Origin of the sequence: Nonomuraea thailandensis, assembly GCF_024172165.1 — a bacterium.
GTDB lineage: Bacteria > Actinomycetota > Actinomycetes > Streptosporangiales > Streptosporangiaceae > Nonomuraea > Nonomuraea thailandensis.
This window is the reverse complement of sequence record NZ_JAMZEB010000002.1, coordinates 7,466,559-7,485,419: the sequence shown is the minus strand read 5'-3', so window position 1 is coordinate 7,485,419 and position 18,861 is coordinate 7,466,559. Positions and strand designations below refer to the sequence as shown.

The window sequence follows — 18,861 nt, the reverse complement described above, 5'->3', positions numbered from 1 at the left end:
ATCTGATCGAATCCGACCGAGATGCGACTGAGGAGGACGGACATGCGGCTCAAGCCGGGCACATCCTGGCGGGACGCCTACGAACGTTGCTGTTCGGCGGCTCCCGAAGCCTTCCACGACGACCGTGTGCTGAACCACTGGGGCGGCATCTGGCACCGCGACGGGCGGCCGGTGCCGGGCTTCTCGCCGCTCGACGGCACCGCCATCGCCGGCCTGCCCAGGCTCGACCGGGCCGGCGCCGGCCGGGCGGTGGCGGGCGCGGTCGAGGAGCACCGGCGCTGGCGCCACCTGCCGCTCGCCGAGCGCAAGGCCATGGTCCTGGCGGCCGTGGACTCCATGGCCGCGCACCGCGACCTGCTCGCCCTGCTGCTGGTCTGGGAGATCGGCAAGCCGTGGAAGACGGCCTGCGCCGACGTGGACCGCTGCCTGGACGGCGTGCGCTGGTACGCCGAGGAGATCGAGCGCATGGTGGCGGGCCGCACGCCGCTGCCGGGCCCGGTCAGCAACATCGCGAGCTGGAACTATCCGATGAGCGTGCTCATGCACGCCATGCTCGTGCAGGCGCTGGCCGGCAACGCGGTGATCGCCAAGACGCCCACCGACGGCGGCCTGTGCTGCCTCACCCTGGCCTGCGCGCTCGCGGTGCGGGAGGGGTTGCCGTTCACGCTGGTCAGCGGGGGAGGGGCGGAGCTGTCGCCGGTGCTCGTCGGCTCGGGCTCGCTGGGCTGCGTGTCGTTCGTGGGCGGCAGGGACGCCGGGGCCAAGGTGGCCACCTCGCTGGCCGACCTCGGGCGGCGCCACGTGCTGGAGCAGGAGGGGCTGAACTGCTGGGGCGTCTGGGAGTACGGCGACTGGGACCTGCTCGCCCGGCAGATCCGCGGCTCCTTCGACTACGCCAAGCAGCGCTGCACCGCCTACCCGCGCTTCGTCGTGCAGCGCTCGCTCTTCCCCGAGTTCCTGAGGGCCTACCTGGAGGCGGTCGGCTCGCTGCGGTTCGGTCACCCGCTGGCCGTGGCTGACCCTGACGACGACCTGCCCTCGCTCGACTTCGGCCCGCTGATCAACGCCTCGAAGGCCAAGGAACTGGCCGACCAGGTGGACGAGGCGGTCACGAGGGGCGGCGTGCCGATCCACCGCGCGTCCCTCGACTCCGGACACTTCCTCCCCGGTCAAGATATTTCCGCTTACTTCGCGCCGACGGCGCTGCTCAACCCGCCGCCCTCCTCACCCCTCCACCACGCGGAGCCGTTCGGCCCCGTGGACACGATCGTGCTGGTGGACACGGAGGCCGAGCTGCTGGCCGCGATGAACGCCAGCAACGGCGCCCTGGTGGCCACCCTTTCCTGCGAGTCGGAGGACACCTTCGCCCGGCTCGCGCCCGAGGTGCGCGCCTTCAAGGTCGGTCACAACCGGCCGCGCTCGCGCGGGGACCGCGAGGAGCTGTTCGGCGGGCTCGGCGCGTCGTGGCGCGGCGCGTTCGTCGGCGGCGACCTGCTCGTCCGCGCCGCCACCAGCGGCCCGGACGCCGAACGCCTCCCGGGCAACTTCCCCAGCTACACGCTGCTGCCCTAGACAGGCCGCTAGATAGCCCCGAAGCGGGTCGCCACCAGGAGCACCAGGAAGGTGAGCATGGCGACCCGCAACAGCTTCCCGCCGGCGCTCAGGGACGGCCACGACAGGTAGGCCAGCCACCCCACGAAGGCGAGCACCGGCAGCACGGCCACCCCGCCCAGCGGGTTGGTCACGGCGAACCCCGCCAGCAGCAGGATCACCAGCATGGCCGGCGCCACCCACCGCGGCACCTGCGTGAACAGGAACGTCATCGGCACCGCGCTGCGCTGCTCGACCGCCTTGCGGAAACCGCTCGCGCCCGGCGTGAAGAACCGCTCGCCCTGGGGCTGCTTGTTGTCAGGGGCCACGCCCCGAAGCCTACGGGAGATCGGGCCCCGGGCGCGGGCCGCGCGCATGTTCGGGGTCACACGCGAGGCGAGCGCCTTTAGGCTGGTCGCGTGCTCGCCGTGATCCGATACACCGTTCCAGAGTCCCAGTCCCAAGACTTCGTCAAGCAGGGCCACGCCATCCTCGACACGTTCGCCGACCAGCCCGGCTACCAGCGGGGCCGGCTGGCCCGCTCGGTGGACGAGCCCAATCTGTGGGCTCTGGTGACGGAATGGGAGGGCGCCGGCTTCTACCGCAGGGCGCTGTCCGCCGCCCGAATGGTGATGTATCCCCTGATGATTCTGATGCTGAACGAGCCCAGCGCGTTCGAGGACGTCTACACCCGGGACGGGGCGTAGCATTACTCCCGCGCGAGAGCGGGTGCCCGTCCCCTAAGCTGGGATCTCACCAATTTCCCTCGCCGACCTCCAGCCGGAAAGAGAATCAACCAAAATGGCACGACGCACCGACGTCATGGACACCATCGTCAGCCTCGCCAAGCGCCGCGGGCTCGTATACCCGTCGAGCGAGATCTACGGCGGACTGCGCGCGTCGTGGGACTACGGTCCACTGGGCGTCGAGCTGAAGAACAACGTCAAGCGGCAGTGGTGGCTGTCGATGGTCCAGTCGCGCGACGACGTGGTGGGCCTCGACTCCTGCGTCATCCTGGCGCCCGAGGTCTGGCGGGCCAGCGGCCACGTCGACACCTTCACCGACCCGCTGACCGAGTGCCTGTCCTGCCACAAGCGCTTCCGCGCCGATCACCTGATCGAGGCGTACGAGGAGAAGAACGGCAAGGCGCCCGAGGCCGGCCTGCCCGACATCACCTGCCCCAACTGCGGCAACAAGGGCACCTTCACCGAGCCCAGGCAGTTCAGCGGCCTGCTCAAGACCTTTCTCGGCCCGGTCGAGGACGAGTCGGGCCTGGCCTACCTGCGGCCCGAGACCGCGCAGGGCATCTTCATCAACTATCTCAACGTGCAGCAGTCGGCGCGCAAGAAGATCCCGTTCGGCATCGGCCAGCAGGGCAAGTCGTTCCGCAACGAGATCACGCCGGGCAACTTCATCTTCCGCACCCGCGAGTTCGAGCAGATGGAGATGGAGTTCTTCGTCAAGCCCGGCACCGACGAGGAGTGGCACCAGTACTGGATCGACGAGCGTTACCGCTGGTACTCCGACCTGGGCATCAACAAGGACAACCTGCGCCTGTACGAGCACCCCAAGGACAAGCTGTCCCACTACAGCAAGCGCACCGTCGACATCGAGTACCGCTTCAACTTCACCGGCTCGGAGTGGGGCGAGCTCGAGGGCATCGCCAACCGCACCGACTTCGACCTGACGGCCCACTCCAAGGCGTCGGGCGTCGACCTGAGCTTCTTCGAGCAGGAGAGCGGGGAGCGTTACGTCCCCTACGTCATCGAGCCCGCGGCCGGTGTCGACCGGGCCACGCTGACGTTCCTGCTCGACGCGTACACCGAGGACGAGGCGCCCAACGCCAAGGGCGTCATGGAGAAGCGCACGGTCATGCGGCTCGACCACCGGCTCGCGCCGGTCAAGGCCGCGGTGCTGCCGCTCTCCCGCAACGCCGACCTGTCGCCGAAGGCGCGTGACCTGGCGGCCCAGCTCCGGCGGCGGTGGAACGTCGAGTTCGACGACGCGGGCGCGATCGGCCGCCGGTACCGCCGGCAGGACGAGATCGGCACGCCGTTCTGCATCACGGTCGACTTCGACACGCTGGAAGACCAGGCGGTGACGATCCGCGAGCGCGACACGATGGCCCAGGAGCGCATCTCGATCGAGGGCGTCGACTCCTACCTGCGCCAGCACCTCAACGACTAGGCTCCGGTGACGGGCTGCTCCTTGGGAGCAGCCCGTTTTTTCTTTACGGCAAGCCCGCGGCACCCCACCCGCCGTCCCGCGCCGGCGGCCTTCCAGGGGCACGCTTCGCCGCCTCACCGCCACCTCGCCGTGACGCGCGCATTCCTGGCCGTTCGCGTGGTCATACGAATGCGATCGCCTTTTGGTTGAACATTGACCGGATGTGGCCGCGTGGATTGACAAGCCCTCCGCATACGCGGACATTGCGGGCATCCTTAGCGGCATTCGGGGGCTTCTTCTCGGAGGCGCGATGAAGCGCATTCTGCTCATGCTCACGAGCACACTCCTGTTACTCGGCTCGTTCACGATCCCGCCCGCCTCGGCGGTGCCGAAGCCCCCGGCGGGCCCGGACGGGGTCTTCGTCTATACCGGCGAGCTCACCGCGGACCAGATGGCCACGCTCGTGGCCGCGGGCGTGGACCGCGAGGAGATGCGGATCGTCAAGCGGGCGGACGGCAAGGTCACCGTCGAGGTCATCCTCGCCTCGGCGCTGGCCGGCACGCTCGCCGAGCGGGGCGTCACCCTCAGGACCCAGGCGTCGAGCGCCAGGGCGGCGCAGCAGGCCGACGGGGTGTTCAAGAGGTACGCCGGCGCGGGCGGCATCCGCGAGGAGATCATCGCCGCCGCCGAGGCCGAGCCCGCCATCGCCAAGGTCGTCAACCTCGGCAACAGCCTCAACGGCACGCCGATCACCGCGATCAAGGTGACCAAGGACGCCCGCAAGCTGCGTGACGGCAGCCGCCGCGCCATCCTCTACTCGGCCGCCCAGCACGCCCGCGAGTGGATCACGCCCGAGATGGTGCGGCGGCTGCTGCACCACTTCCTCGACGGCTACGGGAGCAACGCCGAGCTGACCCAGCTCGTCAACACCACCGAGCTGTGGTTCCTGCCGGTCGCCAACCCCGACGGCTACGACCACACCTTCACCGCCGGCAACCGCCTGTGGCGCAAGAACCTGCGCGACAACGACGGCGACGGGCAGATCACCAGCAACGACGGCGTCGACCCGAACCGCAACTTCGCCTACAAGTGGCGCTACGACGACGAGGGCTCGTCCAGCGTGTTCTCCAGCCAGACCTACCGCGGCGCGGCGCCGCAGTCGGAGCCGGAGACCGTGGCCTACGACAACCTGACCAGGCGGGTGAAGTTCACCTACCTGATCAACTACCACTCGGCCGCCATGCTGCTCCTGTACGGGATCAGCTGGCAGCAGGCCACCCCCGCGCCCGACGACCTGATCTTCGAGGCGCTGCTGGGCGACGACGCCGACCCGGCCGTGCCGACGTACGACCCGGACATCGGGGCCGAGCTCTACACCACCAACGGCGACACCGACGGGCACACGACGAACGTGCGCGGCGCCCTGTCCATCACGCCCGAGATGTCCACGTGCGAGGCGGCGGCCGCGAAGTACCCGGACGACGAGTGGACGGTGGAGACCTGCGCCGGCGGCCTCGGCTTCACCTTCCCCGACGACGAGCGGCTGATCCAGGAGGAGTTCCTGATGAACGTCCCCCTGGCCGTCGCCACCGCCAAGTCCGTGCACACGCCGGACAGGCCGGTCTCCGTGCTCGGGCGCACGGTCCCGGACTTCAGGCCGGACTCCTTCAGCGTCTCCTACGGCGACCCGCAGCCGGTGGCGGTCACCGCGCGCCGGTCGCTGGGCGCCAAGGCGCTGCGTTACCGCATCAACGGCGGCCCCACGCAGACCAGGTCCGTGAGCGAGTGGCAGGGCGGCGAGCGGTACGGCGACGAGAACGACCTGTACTTCGCCGAGTACCGCGGCACCGTGAGCGGCGCGAGACCCGGTGACAGGGTCGAGGTCTGGTTCACCGGCTTCAAGCCGGGCGCCGGCACCGTCTCCAGCAGCCGCTTCACCTACACGCTGGCCAAGGACTCCTCGGCCAAGGTGCTGGTGGTGGCCAACGAGGACTACACGGGCCTCAACCCCGACTACCCGCCGTCGGTGACCGCGCCCAAGCACGCCGCCACCTACCAGCAGGCGCTGAAGGCGGCCGGGTACGGCTCCGAGACGTGGGACGTGGACGCCCAGGGCGTGCCGCACCACCTCGGCGTGCTGTCGCACTTCAAGGGCCTGGTGTGGGAGCTGGGCGACAACCGGCTGTCCATGGACCAGCAGGACGTGGTCACGGTCACGCCGCTCGGCGACCTGCCCGACGCCGACGTCAAGCGGTCGCAGCAGGACCTGACCATCTCCGTCCGCGACTACCTGAACGAGGGCGGCAAGCTCCTCTACACCGGCGAGACGGCCGCGTACTACGGCATCCTCGACACCATCGTCGGCGGCATCTACTACGGCCTCGACGGCAACCCGGACGGCGACTGCGTGGTCACCACCATCGAGGGCCTGTTCGACGAGTGCCTGCTGCTGGCCGACGACTTCACCCAGTACTACCTGGGCGTCGCCGGGCGCATCCCGCGCGCCGCCCCCAGCGGCTTCACCGGCGCCGGCCCGCTGGCCGGGCTCAGCGGCACGTTCGGCGGTCCCGCCACGGTGGACAACCCGCTGGACGAGGCCGGGGTCCTGCTTCCCATGGGCGCCGACTTCCCGAGGTTCACCGGCACGCCGGCGGCCGACTACCGGCTCGGCACCCCGGGGCCGTTCGATCCGGCCGAGGGCGAGTGGTACATCGCCGGGCCGCACGCCGACGACTCGTACATGCGGCTGACCAGGACGATCGACCTGGGCTCTGTGACGGCGGCGCAGCAGCCGCAGCTCGCCTTCCAGCTCTCCTTCGACACCGAGGAGAGCTACGACAACGTCATCGTCGAGGCCCACACCGTCGGCCAGGACAACTGGACGACGCTGCCGGACCTCAACGGCGGCACCGACACCGGCGTGCCGGCCGAGTGCGAGGCCGGGTTCCTCCTGGAGGAGCACCCGTGGCTGCTGCACTACCTGACGCCCGGCAACCCCTGCGCGCCGACCGGCACCACGGGCTCGTGGAACCGCTTCACCACCGGCCCTGACACCGGCGGCTGGCACCAGGTGGCCTTCGACCTGTCCGCCTACGCCGGGCAGCAGGTCGAGGTGTCGATCAGCTACGTGACCGACCCCGGCACCGGCGGGGTGGGCGCGTTCGTGGACGACACCCGCGTCGTCGTGGGCGGCACCGCAGTCGAGTCCGAGGGCTTCGAGACCGGGCTCGGGCCGTGGGCCATCCCCGGCCCGCCGCCCGGCAGCCCGACCGGCGCCGGCGACTTCGCCCGCGACCAGGCCGACACCACGGCGGCCGTGACCACCAGGGACACGGTGCTGCTCGGGTTCGGGGTGGAGCAGCTCGCCGGCGCGGCCGAGCGGGCCGCGGCGCTGAGGAAGGTGATGCGGTACCTGATCGGCTGAGCACCAGGCAGGACAGGGCGGCCACTCCGTACGGGGTGGCCGCCCCTTCCGCGGATGATCAGGCCAGGTGGCGGCCGAACCAGTCCAGGACGCGCTCGTACGCCTGCGCCGCCGCATCGGCGTTGTACCGCTGCCCGGTGTCGTTGAAGAAGGCGTGCCCCACCCCGGGGAACGTCACCAGCTCGTGCGTCAGCTTCGCCTCGGTCAGCGCGGCCTCGGCGGCGTCCCTGGTGGCGTTGACCCGGTCGTCCTGCTCGGCGTACACGCCGAGCACGGCCGCCTTGGTCCCGGCCATGTCGGCGTTCTCCGGCAGCGGCCCGTAGAAGGGCACGGCGGCCGACAGCCGCGGCTCGGCCGACGACAGCAGCAGCCAGGTCATGCCGCCGCCGAAGCAGAAGCCCATCATGCCGAGCTTCAGCCCGTCCGCCCGCCTGGCGAGCTCGCCCACCGCCGCCTTCATGTCGGCCACGAACCTGGCGTCGTCGATCTCGCCGAGCTTGGCCGTGGCCTGGGCGCTGTCGGTGAACGTCGCGGTGCCGCCCTCGCGGGAGAGCAGGTCGAGCGCCAGGGCCGAGTAGCCGCTGGCGGCCAGCCGGCCGGCGACCGAGCGGACGTGGTCGGTCAGTCCGCGGTTCTCGTGGATCACCAGCACCCCGCCCTTCGGCTCCTCGGCGGCGGCCCAGGCGGCCTGCAGCGTGGTGCCCTCGGGCCCGGCGAACGTGATCGCCTCCGTGGGCAGCGGCGAGGGCCCGGCCGGGCTGCCCGAAGGGGACGGCGTGCCGCCCTGGAGCGAGGTGGGCGCGGACGGGCTCTGCGGAGCCGCGGACTCGGGGGGTGCGCCGCAGGCCGTGAGCAGGGCCGTGGCGGCTGGCAGACCCAGGCCGAGCAGGGCGAGCCGCCGCAGCGCTTCGCGGCGGGGGATCAGGCCGTCCACGTGGTCGAGGGCGACCTCTTCTGCGAGGTAGCGCTGGATGGGCGTCATGTCGGAGGTCTAACCCTCTCCACCGAAAAACCGTGTAAAGGCGGCGGTTACGCGGGTTTTCGCGGTCGCTTGATGACATGTGGCGTAAGCCGATACGAGGGACGAGGAATCCATGCGTACATCACGTTTCGCTCTTGTGTTGCTCGCCGCCGGCGCGCTGCTCATGACCGCGAGCGCCGCGTTCGCCGAACCCGAACCGACCGCCCTGGAGCTGCGCGTGGTCGTGGACGACTGCGACAAGGGGAGCGTGCAGCCGTGACCGACCCCGCACTGCTCGAGCGGGCCCTGTTCGAGGTCAAGCGAGTGATCGTCGGGCAGGACCAGATGGTCGAGCGGCTGCTCGTGGCGGTGCTCGCCAAGGGGCACTGCCTGCTCGAAGGCGTCCCCGGGATCGCCAAGACGCTGGCCGCCGAGACCATGGCCACCGTGGTCGGAGGGACGTTCGCCCGCATCCAGTTCACCCCCGACCTGGTGCCCTCCGACATCGTGGGCACCAGGATCTACCGGCCCTCCACCGAGTCGTTCGACGTGGAGCTCGGGCCCGTCATGGTGAACCTGCTGCTCGCCGACGAGATCAACAGGGCGCCCGCGAAGGTGCAGTCGGCGCTGCTGGAGATCATGGCCGAGCGCCAGGTCAGCATCGGCGGCGTCACCTACGAGGTGCCGGCGCCGTTCCTGGTGCTGGCCACCCAGAACCCGATCGAGTCGGAAGGCGTCTACCACCTGCCGGAGGCGCAGCGCGACCGCTTCCTCATGAAGATCGACGTCGACTATCCCAGCGAATCGGAGGAGCTGGCGATCGTCTACCGCATGAGCGTGGACCCGCCGTCGCCCCATCCCGTCCTCGACCCGGCGCAGGTCGTCGCGTTGCAGCGCCGGGCCCAGGAGGTCTTCGTGCACCACGCGGTCGCCGAGTACGCCGTCCGCCTCGTCTACGCCACCCGCGACCCGGAGCGGTACGGGGTGCGGGACGTCGGGCGGCTGCTGGCCTTCGGCGCCAGCCCCAGGGCCACGCTGGGCCTGCTGGCCGCCGGCCGGGCGCTGGCGCTGCTGCGGGGGCGCGACTACGTGCTGCCGGAGGACGTACGGGACCTCGCGCACGACGTCATGGCGCACCGGCTCGTGCTCTCCTTCGACGCGCTGGCCGACGGGGTGATGCCCCGGCAGATCGTGGACCGGGTGCTGGCGGCCGTGCCGCTGCCGGTCATCGCGCCGAGCCAGGAGACCCAGCAGTACGACACCCGTCAGGACGCGGTGGCATGAAGCCGTACCTGATCGCCGAGCCCGCGCTGCGCAGGCTCGAACTGACCATCACCAGGAGGCTGGATGGACTGCTCCAGGGCGAACACCTCGGCCTGGTGCCAGGTCCGGGCAGCGAACCGGCGGAGTCGCGGCCGTACACGGCGGGCGACGACGTGCGGCGGATGGACTGGAACGTCACCGCGCGCACGAACGAGCCGCACGTCCGCGACCTGGTCGCCGACCGGGAGCTGGAGATCTGGGCGCTGCTCGACGCCACCGCCAGCATGGACTTCGGGACCGCGGCGATGGAGAAGCGGGAGCTGGCCCTGTCCGCCCTGGCCGCGGTCGGCTTCCTCACCCAGCGGACGGGCAACCGCATCGGCACCCACCTGCTGCACGGCGGCGGCGTCAGGACGCTGCCCGCCAGGACGGGCCGGCCGCACCTGATGGCGCTGCTGCAGGCGGCGTTCGCACTGCCCCGCACCCCGCCGGGGGTGGCCGAGCCGCTGCTCGGCGTGGCGGCCGAGCAGCTCGGCCGGGTGGTACGGCGCCGCGGCCTGGTCGTGGTCGTGTCGGACTTCCTCGACACGCCCGAGACCTGGGAGCTGCCGCTGCGCCGGCTCACCGCCCGGCACCAGGTGCTGGCCGTGGAGGTGCTCGACCCGCGCGAGCTGACGCTGCCTGACGTGGGCATCCTCACGCTGATCGACCCGGAGACGGGGCGGCGGCGCGAGGTGGCCACCGGCAACGCCCGGCTGCGCCGCCGCTACGCCGAGGCCGCGGCCGGGCAGCGCGACGCCATCTCGCAGGCGCTGCGCCGGGCCGGGGCCACCCACCTGCGGCTGCGTACGGACCGGGACTGGGTGCGCGACCTGGTCAAGCACGTCATGCGCCAGCGCCGCTTCGCCTCGCTCGCGGCCGGCCCGATCGGCCCCGGCGGCCCGTCCGGCCAGGCAGGGCCACCCCTGGACGGGCCGCCGTCCGTCAGGCGACGACCACCAGAGGGAGGAGGTGACGCGGCGTGACCCTTCTCGCGCCCGTCTGGCTGCTGCTGCTCATCCCGGTGGCCCTGCTCGCGCTCACCTACGTGATCATGGCGCTGCGCGGCAGGACCGCCTACGCCGTCCGCTTCACCAACCTCGACCTGCTCGACAAGGTGGCGCCGAAGCGGCCGGGATGGCGCAGGCACGTGCCCGCGGCGGCACTGCTGCTCATGTTCGCCTTGCTCGTGGTGGGCTTCGCCCGGCCGACCGCCGAGGTGCAGGTGCCACGGGAACGGGCGACGATCATGGTGGCGTTCGACGTGTCGGCGTCCATGGGCGCCACCGACGTCGCACCCAACCGGTTCGAGGCGGCCAAGCAGGCGGCCAGGCAGTTCGTCCAGGGGCTGCCCGAGCGGTTCAACCTGGGGCTGGTGTCGTTCTCCTCCGCGGCGTCCGTCGCCGTGCCGCCCACCCTGGACCGGCCGGCGGTGCTCAGCGCGCTCGACCGGCTCAGCATGGACTCGGGCACGGCCATCGGCGAGGCCGTCTTCTCCTCGCTGGAGGCCATCGCCTCGCTCGACTCGGAGGAGGAGGCGCCGCCCGCGCACATCGTGCTGCTGTCCGACGGCGCCAACACCAGCGGCCGCACCGTGAACGACGCGGCCACCGAGGCGACCTCGCGCGGCATCCCGGTCACCACCATCGCGTACGGCACGCAGGACGGCACCATCAGCCTGTCGGGCCGCGAGGTCCCGGTGCCGGTGGACGGGCCCGCGCTGCGCGGCCTGGCCGAGTCGGCGGGCGGCGGCTTCTACGAGGCGGCCAGCGGCGACGAGTTGCAGGCGGTCTACGAGGACATCGGCACGTCGGTCGGCTACCGCACCGAGCAGCAGGAGGTCTGGCAGTGGTTCGTGGGGGCGGGGCTGGTCTTCGCGCTGATCGCGGCGGCGGCGTCGATGTTGTGGTTCTCGAGGCTGCCATGAGAGGTCTGGGCAGCCCGCGCGGGCCGGAGTTCCGCACGGTGGCGATGGACGTACGCGAGCAGGCGCCGCAGCACGGCGCACCCGCCTCGCCCCCATCCGCGCCTCCGCCCGTGCCCCAGCCCGTGCCTCCGCCCGTGCCCCCGCTCATCGGGCCGCCGATCGGGCCGCCGCCGCGGCCTCCCGTACCGCCGGCTTCCGTGACGTCGCCGCCCAGGGGTGGTCGCATCCTGGTGGCCGCCGCGCTCGTCGCGGCGCTCACCGGGGCGGCGGCGGGCGCGGCGGGGGCCAGGCTCTTCGAAGGGTCCGAGCCTGCCCCCGCCGCCGCCCTGCCGAGGGTGGCCCCCGCGCCGCCGGCGAGCCTGACCGGGCTGAGCGCGACGGCGGCCCGCGTGCTGCCCAGCGTGGTCTCGGTGGAGACGCGCAGCTCGGGCGGCTCCGGCTTCGTGATCGACGACCGCGGCCACATCCTCACCAACGCCCACGTCGTCAGCGGCAACAGCACGGTGACGGTGGTGCTGCACGACGGCAGCCGGCTGACCGCCCGCGTGGCCGGCGCGGACGACGACGAGGACCTGGCCGTGCTGGAGGTGGACTATCCGGAGGAGCTCACCCCGGCCACGCTCGGCCGCTCGGCGGACCTGGCCGTCGGCGACCAGGTGCTGGCCATCGGCTCCCCGCTGGGCCTGTCCGGCACGGTCACCTCGGGCATCGTCAGCGCCCGGGACAGGGAGGTACGGCTGGGCGGCTCCCGCCGCACGGCCGTGCAGACCGACGCCTCCATCAACCCCGGCAACTCGGGCGGCCCGCTGGTGAACGCCCGGGGCGAGGTGGTGGGGGTGAACACCGCGATCGCGGCCTCCCGGGGAGGCGGGAACATCGGCATCGGTTTCGCCATCCCCATCGACAGGGCGGCGCCCATCGCGGAACGCATCATCCGAAACTAGGGTCCAGGGCATGCGACTGCTTGTGGTTGAGGACGAGGAGGACCTGGTCGACGCGCTGCGCGTCGGCCTGGTCCGGGCGGGCTACGCGGTGGACGTCGCCTACGACGCGCCCGCCGCGCACGAGAAGTTGCAGGTCAACATGTACGACCTGGTCCTGCTCGACCTGAACCTGCCGGGCGGCGACGGCTTCCAGCTCTGCCGGACCGTGCGTGCGGCGGGCCAGGGGGCGCGGATCATCATGGTGACCGCCCGCGACCGGCTCGACGACCGCGTCCGGGGCCTCGACGAGGGCGCCGACGACTACCTGGTCAAGCCGTTCGCCTTCCCCGAGCTGCTGGCCCGGGTACGGGCGCTGCTGCGCAGGGACTCCGGCGGCGGCACCTCCGTGCTGGAGGTGGGCGGGCTGCGGATCGACACGGCCCGGCTGGAGGTGTCGCTGGACGGCAGGTCCCTGGCGCTCACCCCCAAGGAGTACGGCGTGCTGCACTACCTGATGACCCGCCCCGGTCACGTCGTGTCCACCGAGGAGCTGCTGGAGCACGTCTGGGACGAGCACGCCGACCCGTTCACCAGCACCGTCCGCGTCACGGTCGGCAACCTGCGCCGCAAGCTGCAGGAGGACGGCCTGATCGAAACCGTGATCAGCCGGGGTTACCGGCTCAGGGAGCCGTCATCGTGATCCACACCATCCGCTTCCGGATCACGGTCCTGTACTCGGGGCTGCTGTTCGTGCTGGCCACGGTGGTGCTGGGGGGCATCTACTACGCCGTGTCCAAGACCACCGAGCAGCGCCCGATCACGACCGAGTACGCCAAGACCTACAGCGGCAACACCTACCTCGGCAAGCGCGAGGTGGTCTTCGTGGAGGAGGTCGAGAACGCGGTCAACGTGCGCACGATGACCACGTTGCGCGACTTCTCGCTGCTCACGCTGGCCGGTCTGTACGTGTCCAGCCTCGGCATCGGCTGGGTGCTCTCGGGCCGGGTGCTGCGGCCGGTGCGGTCGATCACCCGTACGACGGAGGAGATCCAGGCCACCGACCTGAAGCGGCGCATCAAGCTGCACGGCCCGCGCGACGAGCTGAAGGACCTCGCCGACACCATCGACACCATGCTCGACCGGCTGGAGGAGGCGTTCAGCGCGCAGCGGCAGCTCATCGACGACGCCTCGCACGAGCTGCGCAGCCCGCTGACCATCATCAGGGCCAACGTGGACGCCGTGCTGGCCGCCCCCGACGCCAGCGAGGAGGAGCGGGTCAGGGCCGTGGCCATCGTGGACCGGGCGACCACGCGCATGACCAGGCTGGTGGAGGACCTGCTGGCCACGGCCAGGCGGCAGGGCACCGCGTTCGCCGACGCCGATCTGGACCTGGCCAGGGTGGTGGGGGAGGCGTGCGAGGAGTACGCCACCCCGGCCGCCGAGCGCGACATCACGATCACCCGCGAGCTCGGCACGGGGCTGGAGACGACGGGTGACTCCGACGCGCTGCGCCGGGCCGTGTCCAACCTGCTGTCCAACGCCGTGCGCCTGTCGCCGCCCGGGGGCCGGATCAGGGCAGGGGCGGGCAGGAGGGACGGCTGGTTGTGGGTGGCGGTCCGCGACGACGGGCCGGGCCTGCGGGAGTCGGACCAGGCGCGGGTGTTCGACCGCTTCTGGCGCGGCGAGGCCAGCCGCAGGGATCGCCACACGGGCCTGGGGCTGGCGATCGTCCGGCAGATCGTGGAGTCGCACGGGGGGCGCGTGGCGGTGTTCTCGCGGCTGGGGGAGGGGGCGACGTTCGTGTTGTGGCTGCAGCCCCGCGACGGCGTGCCGGGCACCCCACCCGACGACAACCCCCTGCGCTGACCGCGGCCGCCCCGCGTGGCTCCTACGCCGAGCGCCTGCGGCAGATCGACCGGGTGACGACGAAGGCCACGACGGGCAGCACGAACACGGCCGCCCGCAGCCCGCCGACGATGAGCGCGTACGTGTCGGGCGGCACGGTGAGCAGCGCCGGTGGCGCGGCCGGTGGCGGCGGCAGCCCGGGCGCGGAGTGCATCGCGGGCGGCGCCGCCGACACCCACGTGCCCGCCCAGAGCGTGGCGAAGAAGGTGATCACCGCGACGCCCAGCGCCGTGCGCACCGGCGCCTGCGACGGCCGGTCCAGCAGGTGGTGGACACCGCCGTCGCCGGTGTAACGGCGCTCGACGAACGGGTAGACGAGCAGCACGCCGAAGAAGGCCAGCAGGATCAGCGGCGGGATCCAGAGCCCGATTTGCAGCACGAAGCCGCCGACCGGGATCTCCCAGGCGGGCACCAGCCGCTGCGCGCCGTCGAGCACCCCCGCGTACCAGAACGGCTGCGCCGAGGGCGGATGCGCGCCCGGCCGGTACGCGCCGTGCTCCCACACCGGGTTGACCCGTACGAACGTGGCCAGCAACGAGATGGCGGCGATCGTGAACAGCGCCGTGGCGCCGTTCTTGACCGCGAAGTACGGGAAGAACGGCCCGCCGGTGACCTGGTGCTCGCCGGCCGCCGTGGCGCGGCGCTCGGTGTGCTTCTGCCGCCAGGTGAGGATGAGCGCGTGCAGCGGCACCACGGCCAGCAGGATGCCGGGGACCAGCAGCACGTGCAGCGCGAACAGGCGCGGGATCACCTGTCCGGGGAACTCCCCGTCGAACACGAACGCCGACAGGTACGTCCCCACCAGCGGCACCGACAGCAGCACCCCCTGAGCCTGCCGCAGCCCCGTCAGCGCGAGCTGGTCGGCGGGCAGCGTGACCCCCAGGAACGACTCGAACAGCGCCAGCCCGAACAGCAGCACGCCGAGCATCCACGTCAGCTCCCGAGGCCGCCTGAACGCGCCGGTGAAGAACACCCGGCACATGTGGGCCACGATCGCCAGCACGAACACCGTCGCCGACCAGTGGTGCAACTGCCGCATGAGCAGCCCGCCACGCACCTCCAGGCTGATCTCCACGACCGACTCGTAGGCCACGTCCGGGTTGGGCTTGTAGAACAGCGTCAGGAACGTCCCGGTGAGCACGAGCAGCACGAACGCGTACAGCGCCAGCTCGCCCAGCAGGAACGACCAGTGGCTGGGGAACAGCTTGCGGAGCTGGGGCCGCAGCCAGCGCCCGAACGGCAGCCGATCGTCGAGGTAGATCGCGGAATCGACCGCGGCCTTGGCGGAGCCGACGATGATTCTGGGCCGCCTCTTGGGCTTGGTAGGAGTGGCCATGGGGGCCTCCTGGTGGGGGTGTGATCCGATTCTGCACCTACCGCCCGCCTTTCTCAAGAATTGGTGTAAACCAATTGGTCTAATCCAATTTTCGGCACATGGGTCGTATAATTGGATTAGACCTGTTATGTGGCTTTGACCAGCACAAACGCTGACTTATACGAGGAGTGCAGTTTCATCATCAATTTCACCGGTAGAGTCCGGGACAGAGGCGTTCGAAGGAGCTGTGGTGGCCAAGTACGTTTACGACTTCACCGAGGGCAACAGGAATCTCAAGGATCTTCTCGGCGGTAAGGGTGCGAACCTTGCCGAAATGACCAATCTCGGGCTGCCTGTTCCGCATGGATTCACGATCACCACCGAGGCATGCCGCCACTACCTGGCGGAAGGCTCCGTACCGAGCGGGCTGGACCAGGAGGTCGCCGAGCAGCTTGAGGCCCTGGAAGCCAAGATGGGCAGGAAGCTCGGGCAGGCCGACGACCCGCTGCTCGTGAGCGTGCGCTCCGGGGCGAAGTTCTCCATGCCGGGCATGATGGAGACCGTTCTCAACATCGGGCTGAACGACGAGTCGGTGCACGGCCTGGCCAAGCAGTCGGGCGGCAACGACCGGTTCGCGTGGGACTCCTACCGCAGGCTCATCCAGATGTTCGGCAAGACCGTGCTCGACATCGACGGCGACCTGTTCGAGCACGCGCTCGACGAGCTCAAGGGCCGCCGCCAGGACACCGACCTCGACTCGGGCGAGCTGCAGCAGCTCGTGGAGACGTACAAGGGCATCGTGCGCGACCAGACCGGCAAGGACTTCCCCGCAGACCCGCGCGAGCAGATGCGGCTGGCCGTCATGGCCGTCTTCGACTCGTGGAACGCGCCGCGCGCCATCCTCTACCGCCGCCAGGAGCGCATCCCCGCCGACCTCGGCACCGCCGTGAACATCATGGCCATGGTCTTCGGCAACTACGGCAACGACTCCGGCACCGGCGTCGCCTTCACCCGCGACCCCGGCTCGGGCCAGCAGGGCATCTACGGCGACTACCTCCAGAACGCCCAGGGCGAGGACGTGGTGGCCGGCATCCGCAACACCATCCCCCTGGAAGACCTCGAACACCTCGACAAGCACTCGTACGACGAGCTCGTCGGCATCATGGAGACCCTGGAGAACCACTACCGGGACCTGTGCGACATCGAGTTCACGATCGAGCGCGGCAAGCTGTGGATGTTGCAGACCCGCGTGGGCAAGCGCACGGCCGGGGCGGCCTTCTGCATCGCCACCCAGCTCGCCGACCAGGGCCTCATCACCATGGACGAGGCCGTCACCCGGGTCACCGGCGACCAGCTCGCCCAGCTCATGTTCCCCCGCTTCGACGGCGGCGCGCGGAAGAAGAAGATCGCCAAGGGCATGAACGCCTCGCCGGGCGCCGCCGTCGGCAAGGCCGTCTTCTCCTCCGAGCGCGCCGTCGAGCTGGCGCAGCAGGGCCAGGACGTCATCCTCGTCCGCCGCGAGACCAACCCCGACGACCTGGCCGGCATGATCGCCGCCAGAGGCATCCTGACCAGCCGCGGCGGCAAGACCTCACACGCCGCCGTGGTGGCCCGCGGCATGGGCAAGACGTGCGTGTGCGGGGCCGAGGAGCTGGAGGTGCTCACGGCCGAGCAGCGCTTCGTCGCGCCCGGGGACGTGGTGGTCTCCGAAGGGGACGTCATCTCCATCGACGGCACGACCGGCGAGGTCTTCCTCGGCGAGGTGCCGGTCGTGGACTCGGCCGTGGTCGAGTACTTCGAGGGCGCCACGGAGCCGCGGGACGACCTGGTCAAGGCGGTGGACCGGATCATGCGCCACGCGGACGAGGCCCGGAGGCTGGGCGTCCGCGCCAACGCCGACACCCCCGAGGACGCGGCCCGCGCCCGCCGCTTCGGCGCGCAGGGCATCGGGCTGTGCCGTACGGAGCACATGTTCCTGGGCGAGCGCCGCCAGCTCGTGGAGGACCTCGTCCTGGCCTCGACCGACGCGGAACGCCAGACGGCCCTGGACGCGCTGGAGCCCCTCCAGAAGTCCGACTTCATCGGCATCTTCCAGGCCATGGACGGGGCCCCCGTCACGATCCGCCTCATCGACCCGCCCCTGCACGAGTTCCTGCCGGACATCGTCGACCTGTCCGTCAAGATCGCCGCGGGCAAGGCCACGGACAAGGACCGCAAGCTCCTGACGGCGGTCAAGCGCCTGCATGAGCAGAACCCGATGCTCGGCCTGCGTGGCGTCCGCCTCGGCCTGGTCATCCCCGGCCTGTTCGCCATGCAGGTCCGCGCCATCGCCCAGGCGGCCGCCGAGGTCCCCGGAGCGCGGCCGGAGATCATGATCCCGCTGGTGGCGGCCGTGCAGGAGCTGGAGTCGGTACGCGAGGAAGCCGCCAGGATCCTCGCGGAGGCCGGGGTGCAGGCGCTGATCGGCACCATGATCGAGGTCCCCAGGGCGGCACTCACCGCGGGCCAGATCGCCGAGGCCGCCGAGTTCTTCTCCTTCGGCACCAACGACCTCACCCAGATGGCCTGGGGCTTCTCCCGCGACGACGTGGAAGCCGCCTTCTTCTCCCACTACCTCGACGCCGGCATCTTCGGCGTCTCCCCGTTCGAGACCATCGACAGGGAGGGCGTCGGCCGCCTGATGGAGATCGCGGTCCGCGAGGGCCGCGAGGCCAGGCCGGACCTGCACCTGGGCATCTGCGGCGAGCACGGCGGCGACCCGGACTCGGTCCGCTTCTGCCACGAGATCGGCCTCGACTACGTCTCCTGCTCCCCCTTCCGCATCCCGGTGGCCAGGCTCGAAGCCGGCCGAGCCGCCCTCACCCAATCCGACTCCGACACCCGCTGACCCGGCCGTCCTGTACGGGGTGGGCCGCCGCAGCCCGCCCCGATGGACCCCGCCTTCGGCTCGGGCTGTGTCCATCGGGGCTCGCGGCTTCGCCACGACCTCCGCGCGGGGGGGCTTCCAGCCCCCTCGCGCACCCCCGGACGTGACCCTGGAAGGGCCCAGCAACCCTCGCCCGTGAGACCTGAGACCTGAGACCTGAGACCTGAGACCTGAGACCTGAGCCCTGAGACTCACCCTCGCCGTCGATGACGAGAGGGAGCCAGGGGTTCACCGAGAAGAAATGCCTGGCACTCCTCCGCCACGTCCTCGTCCACAGAAACGGGAACGTTGCCGTAGCGCCGATCGCTCCGATCCCGCTTCGGCCCGGAGACCCAGAACGTCTCTCCCGTTTCCACATCGACGTGATTGGCATCGAACGACCGCTGGTGCGCCGGAGTCCGCCCCTTGAAGTAGATCGTCCG

General features: G+C 71.0%; 15 protein-coding genes. 12 read left to right on the top strand and 3 right to left on the bottom strand.

Annotation, left to right across the window (positions count from 1 at the left end):
• Positions 1–42: 42 nt before the first annotated feature.
• Positions 43–1,572: an aldehyde dehydrogenase family protein gene (locus HD597_RS38080; RefSeq protein ID WP_253748807.1), complete on the top strand. Its 1,530-nt coding sequence runs from the start codon at positions 43–45 to the stop codon at positions 1,570–1,572.
• An 8-nt stretch (positions 1,573–1,580) separates the two neighbouring features.
• On the opposite strand, the gene HD597_RS38075 is transcribed toward HD597_RS38080, so the two are convergent.
• The gene (locus HD597_RS38075; RefSeq protein WP_253748805.1) at positions 1,581–1,919 is read right to left on the bottom strand and encodes a DUF6703 family protein; all 339 of its coding nucleotides are present in this window, start codon (positions 1,917–1,919) and stop codon (positions 1,581–1,583) included.
• Between the two features lie 90 nt (positions 1,920–2,009).
• On the opposite strand from HD597_RS38075, the gene HD597_RS38070 reads away from it, so the two are divergent.
• The 3 genes from HD597_RS38070 (at position 2,010) to HD597_RS38060 (ending at position 7,180) form a co-directional block, all read left to right on the top strand.
• Positions 2,010–2,297, top strand: a complete 288-nt coding sequence (locus HD597_RS38070; protein WP_253748803.1) for an antibiotic biosynthesis monooxygenase family protein — start codon at positions 2,010–2,012, stop codon at positions 2,295–2,297.
• Between the two features lie 94 nt (positions 2,298–2,391).
• On the top strand, positions 2,392–3,777 hold the full coding sequence (locus HD597_RS38065; protein ID WP_253748801.1) for a glycine--tRNA ligase: 1,386 nt from the start codon (positions 2,392–2,394) through the stop codon (positions 3,775–3,777).
• Positions 3,778–4,066: 289 nt separating this feature from the next.
• Positions 4,067–7,180: a M14 family metallopeptidase gene (locus tag HD597_RS38060; RefSeq protein WP_253748799.1), complete on the top strand. Its 3,114-nt coding sequence runs from the start codon at positions 4,067–4,069 to the stop codon at positions 7,178–7,180.
• A gap of 58 nt (positions 7,181–7,238) precedes the next feature.
• Here HD597_RS38060 and HD597_RS38055 read toward each other — a convergent pair whose 3' ends face one another.
• Positions 7,239–8,162, bottom strand: a complete 924-nt coding sequence (locus HD597_RS38055) for a dienelactone hydrolase family protein (protein ID WP_253748797.1) — start codon at positions 8,160–8,162, stop codon at positions 7,239–7,241.
• Between the two features lie 112 nt (positions 8,163–8,274).
• On the opposite strand from HD597_RS38055, the gene HD597_RS38050 reads away from it, so the two are divergent.
• Genes HD597_RS38050 through HD597_RS38020 form a run of 7 tightly spaced genes read left to right on the top strand, consistent with a single transcriptional unit; the run spans position 8,275 to position 14,159 of the window.
• Entirely contained in the window at positions 8,275–8,421 is a 147-nt protein-coding gene (locus HD597_RS38050; protein ID WP_253748795.1) for a hypothetical protein, read from the top strand.
• Positions 8,418–9,425 (top strand): AAA family ATPase, encoded by a 1,008-nt coding sequence (locus HD597_RS38045; protein ID WP_253748793.1) that lies wholly within the window; start codon positions 8,418–8,420, stop codon positions 9,423–9,425. Before HD597_RS38050 ends, HD597_RS38045 begins: the two co-directional genes overlap by 4 nt.
• Positions 9,422–10,429, top strand: coding sequence for a DUF58 domain-containing protein (locus tag HD597_RS38040; RefSeq protein WP_253748791.1), 1,008 nt, complete (start codon positions 9,422–9,424; stop codon positions 10,427–10,429). Before HD597_RS38045 ends, HD597_RS38040 begins: the two co-directional genes overlap by 4 nt.
• Positions 10,426–11,370 (top strand): VWA domain-containing protein, encoded by a 945-nt coding sequence (locus tag HD597_RS38035; protein ID WP_253748789.1) that lies wholly within the window; start codon positions 10,426–10,428, stop codon positions 11,368–11,370. Before HD597_RS38040 ends, HD597_RS38035 begins: the two co-directional genes overlap by 4 nt.
• A complete protein-coding gene (locus HD597_RS38030; RefSeq protein WP_253748787.1) occupies positions 11,367–12,314 on the top strand; it encodes a S1C family serine protease in 948 nt (315 codons plus the stop codon). The genes HD597_RS38035 and HD597_RS38030 overlap by 4 nt, the downstream gene beginning before the upstream one ends.
• Before the next feature lie 10 nt (positions 12,315–12,324).
• Entirely contained in the window at positions 12,325–12,993 is a 669-nt protein-coding gene (locus HD597_RS38025) for a response regulator transcription factor (protein WP_253748785.1), read from the top strand.
• Positions 12,990–14,159 (top strand): sensor histidine kinase, encoded by a 1,170-nt coding sequence (locus tag HD597_RS38020; protein ID WP_253748783.1) that lies wholly within the window; start codon positions 12,990–12,992, stop codon positions 14,157–14,159. The genes HD597_RS38025 and HD597_RS38020 overlap by 4 nt, the downstream gene beginning before the upstream one ends.
• Before the next feature lie 22 nt (positions 14,160–14,181).
• Here the strand turns inward: HD597_RS38020 and HD597_RS38015 are convergent, their stop codons facing one another.
• Complete coding sequence (locus HD597_RS38015) at positions 14,182–15,534, bottom strand: cytochrome b (RefSeq protein WP_253748781.1); 1,353 nt, start codon at positions 15,532–15,534, stop codon at positions 14,182–14,184.
• 229 nt (positions 15,535–15,763) lie between these two features.
• Between HD597_RS38015 and ppdK the strand changes: the two genes are divergently transcribed.
• On the top strand, positions 15,764–18,400 hold the full coding sequence (ppdK, locus tag HD597_RS38010; RefSeq protein WP_253748779.1) for a pyruvate, phosphate dikinase: 2,637 nt from the start codon (positions 15,764–15,766) through the stop codon (positions 18,398–18,400).
• The last annotated feature ends 461 nt before the right edge of the window (positions 18,401–18,861 follow it).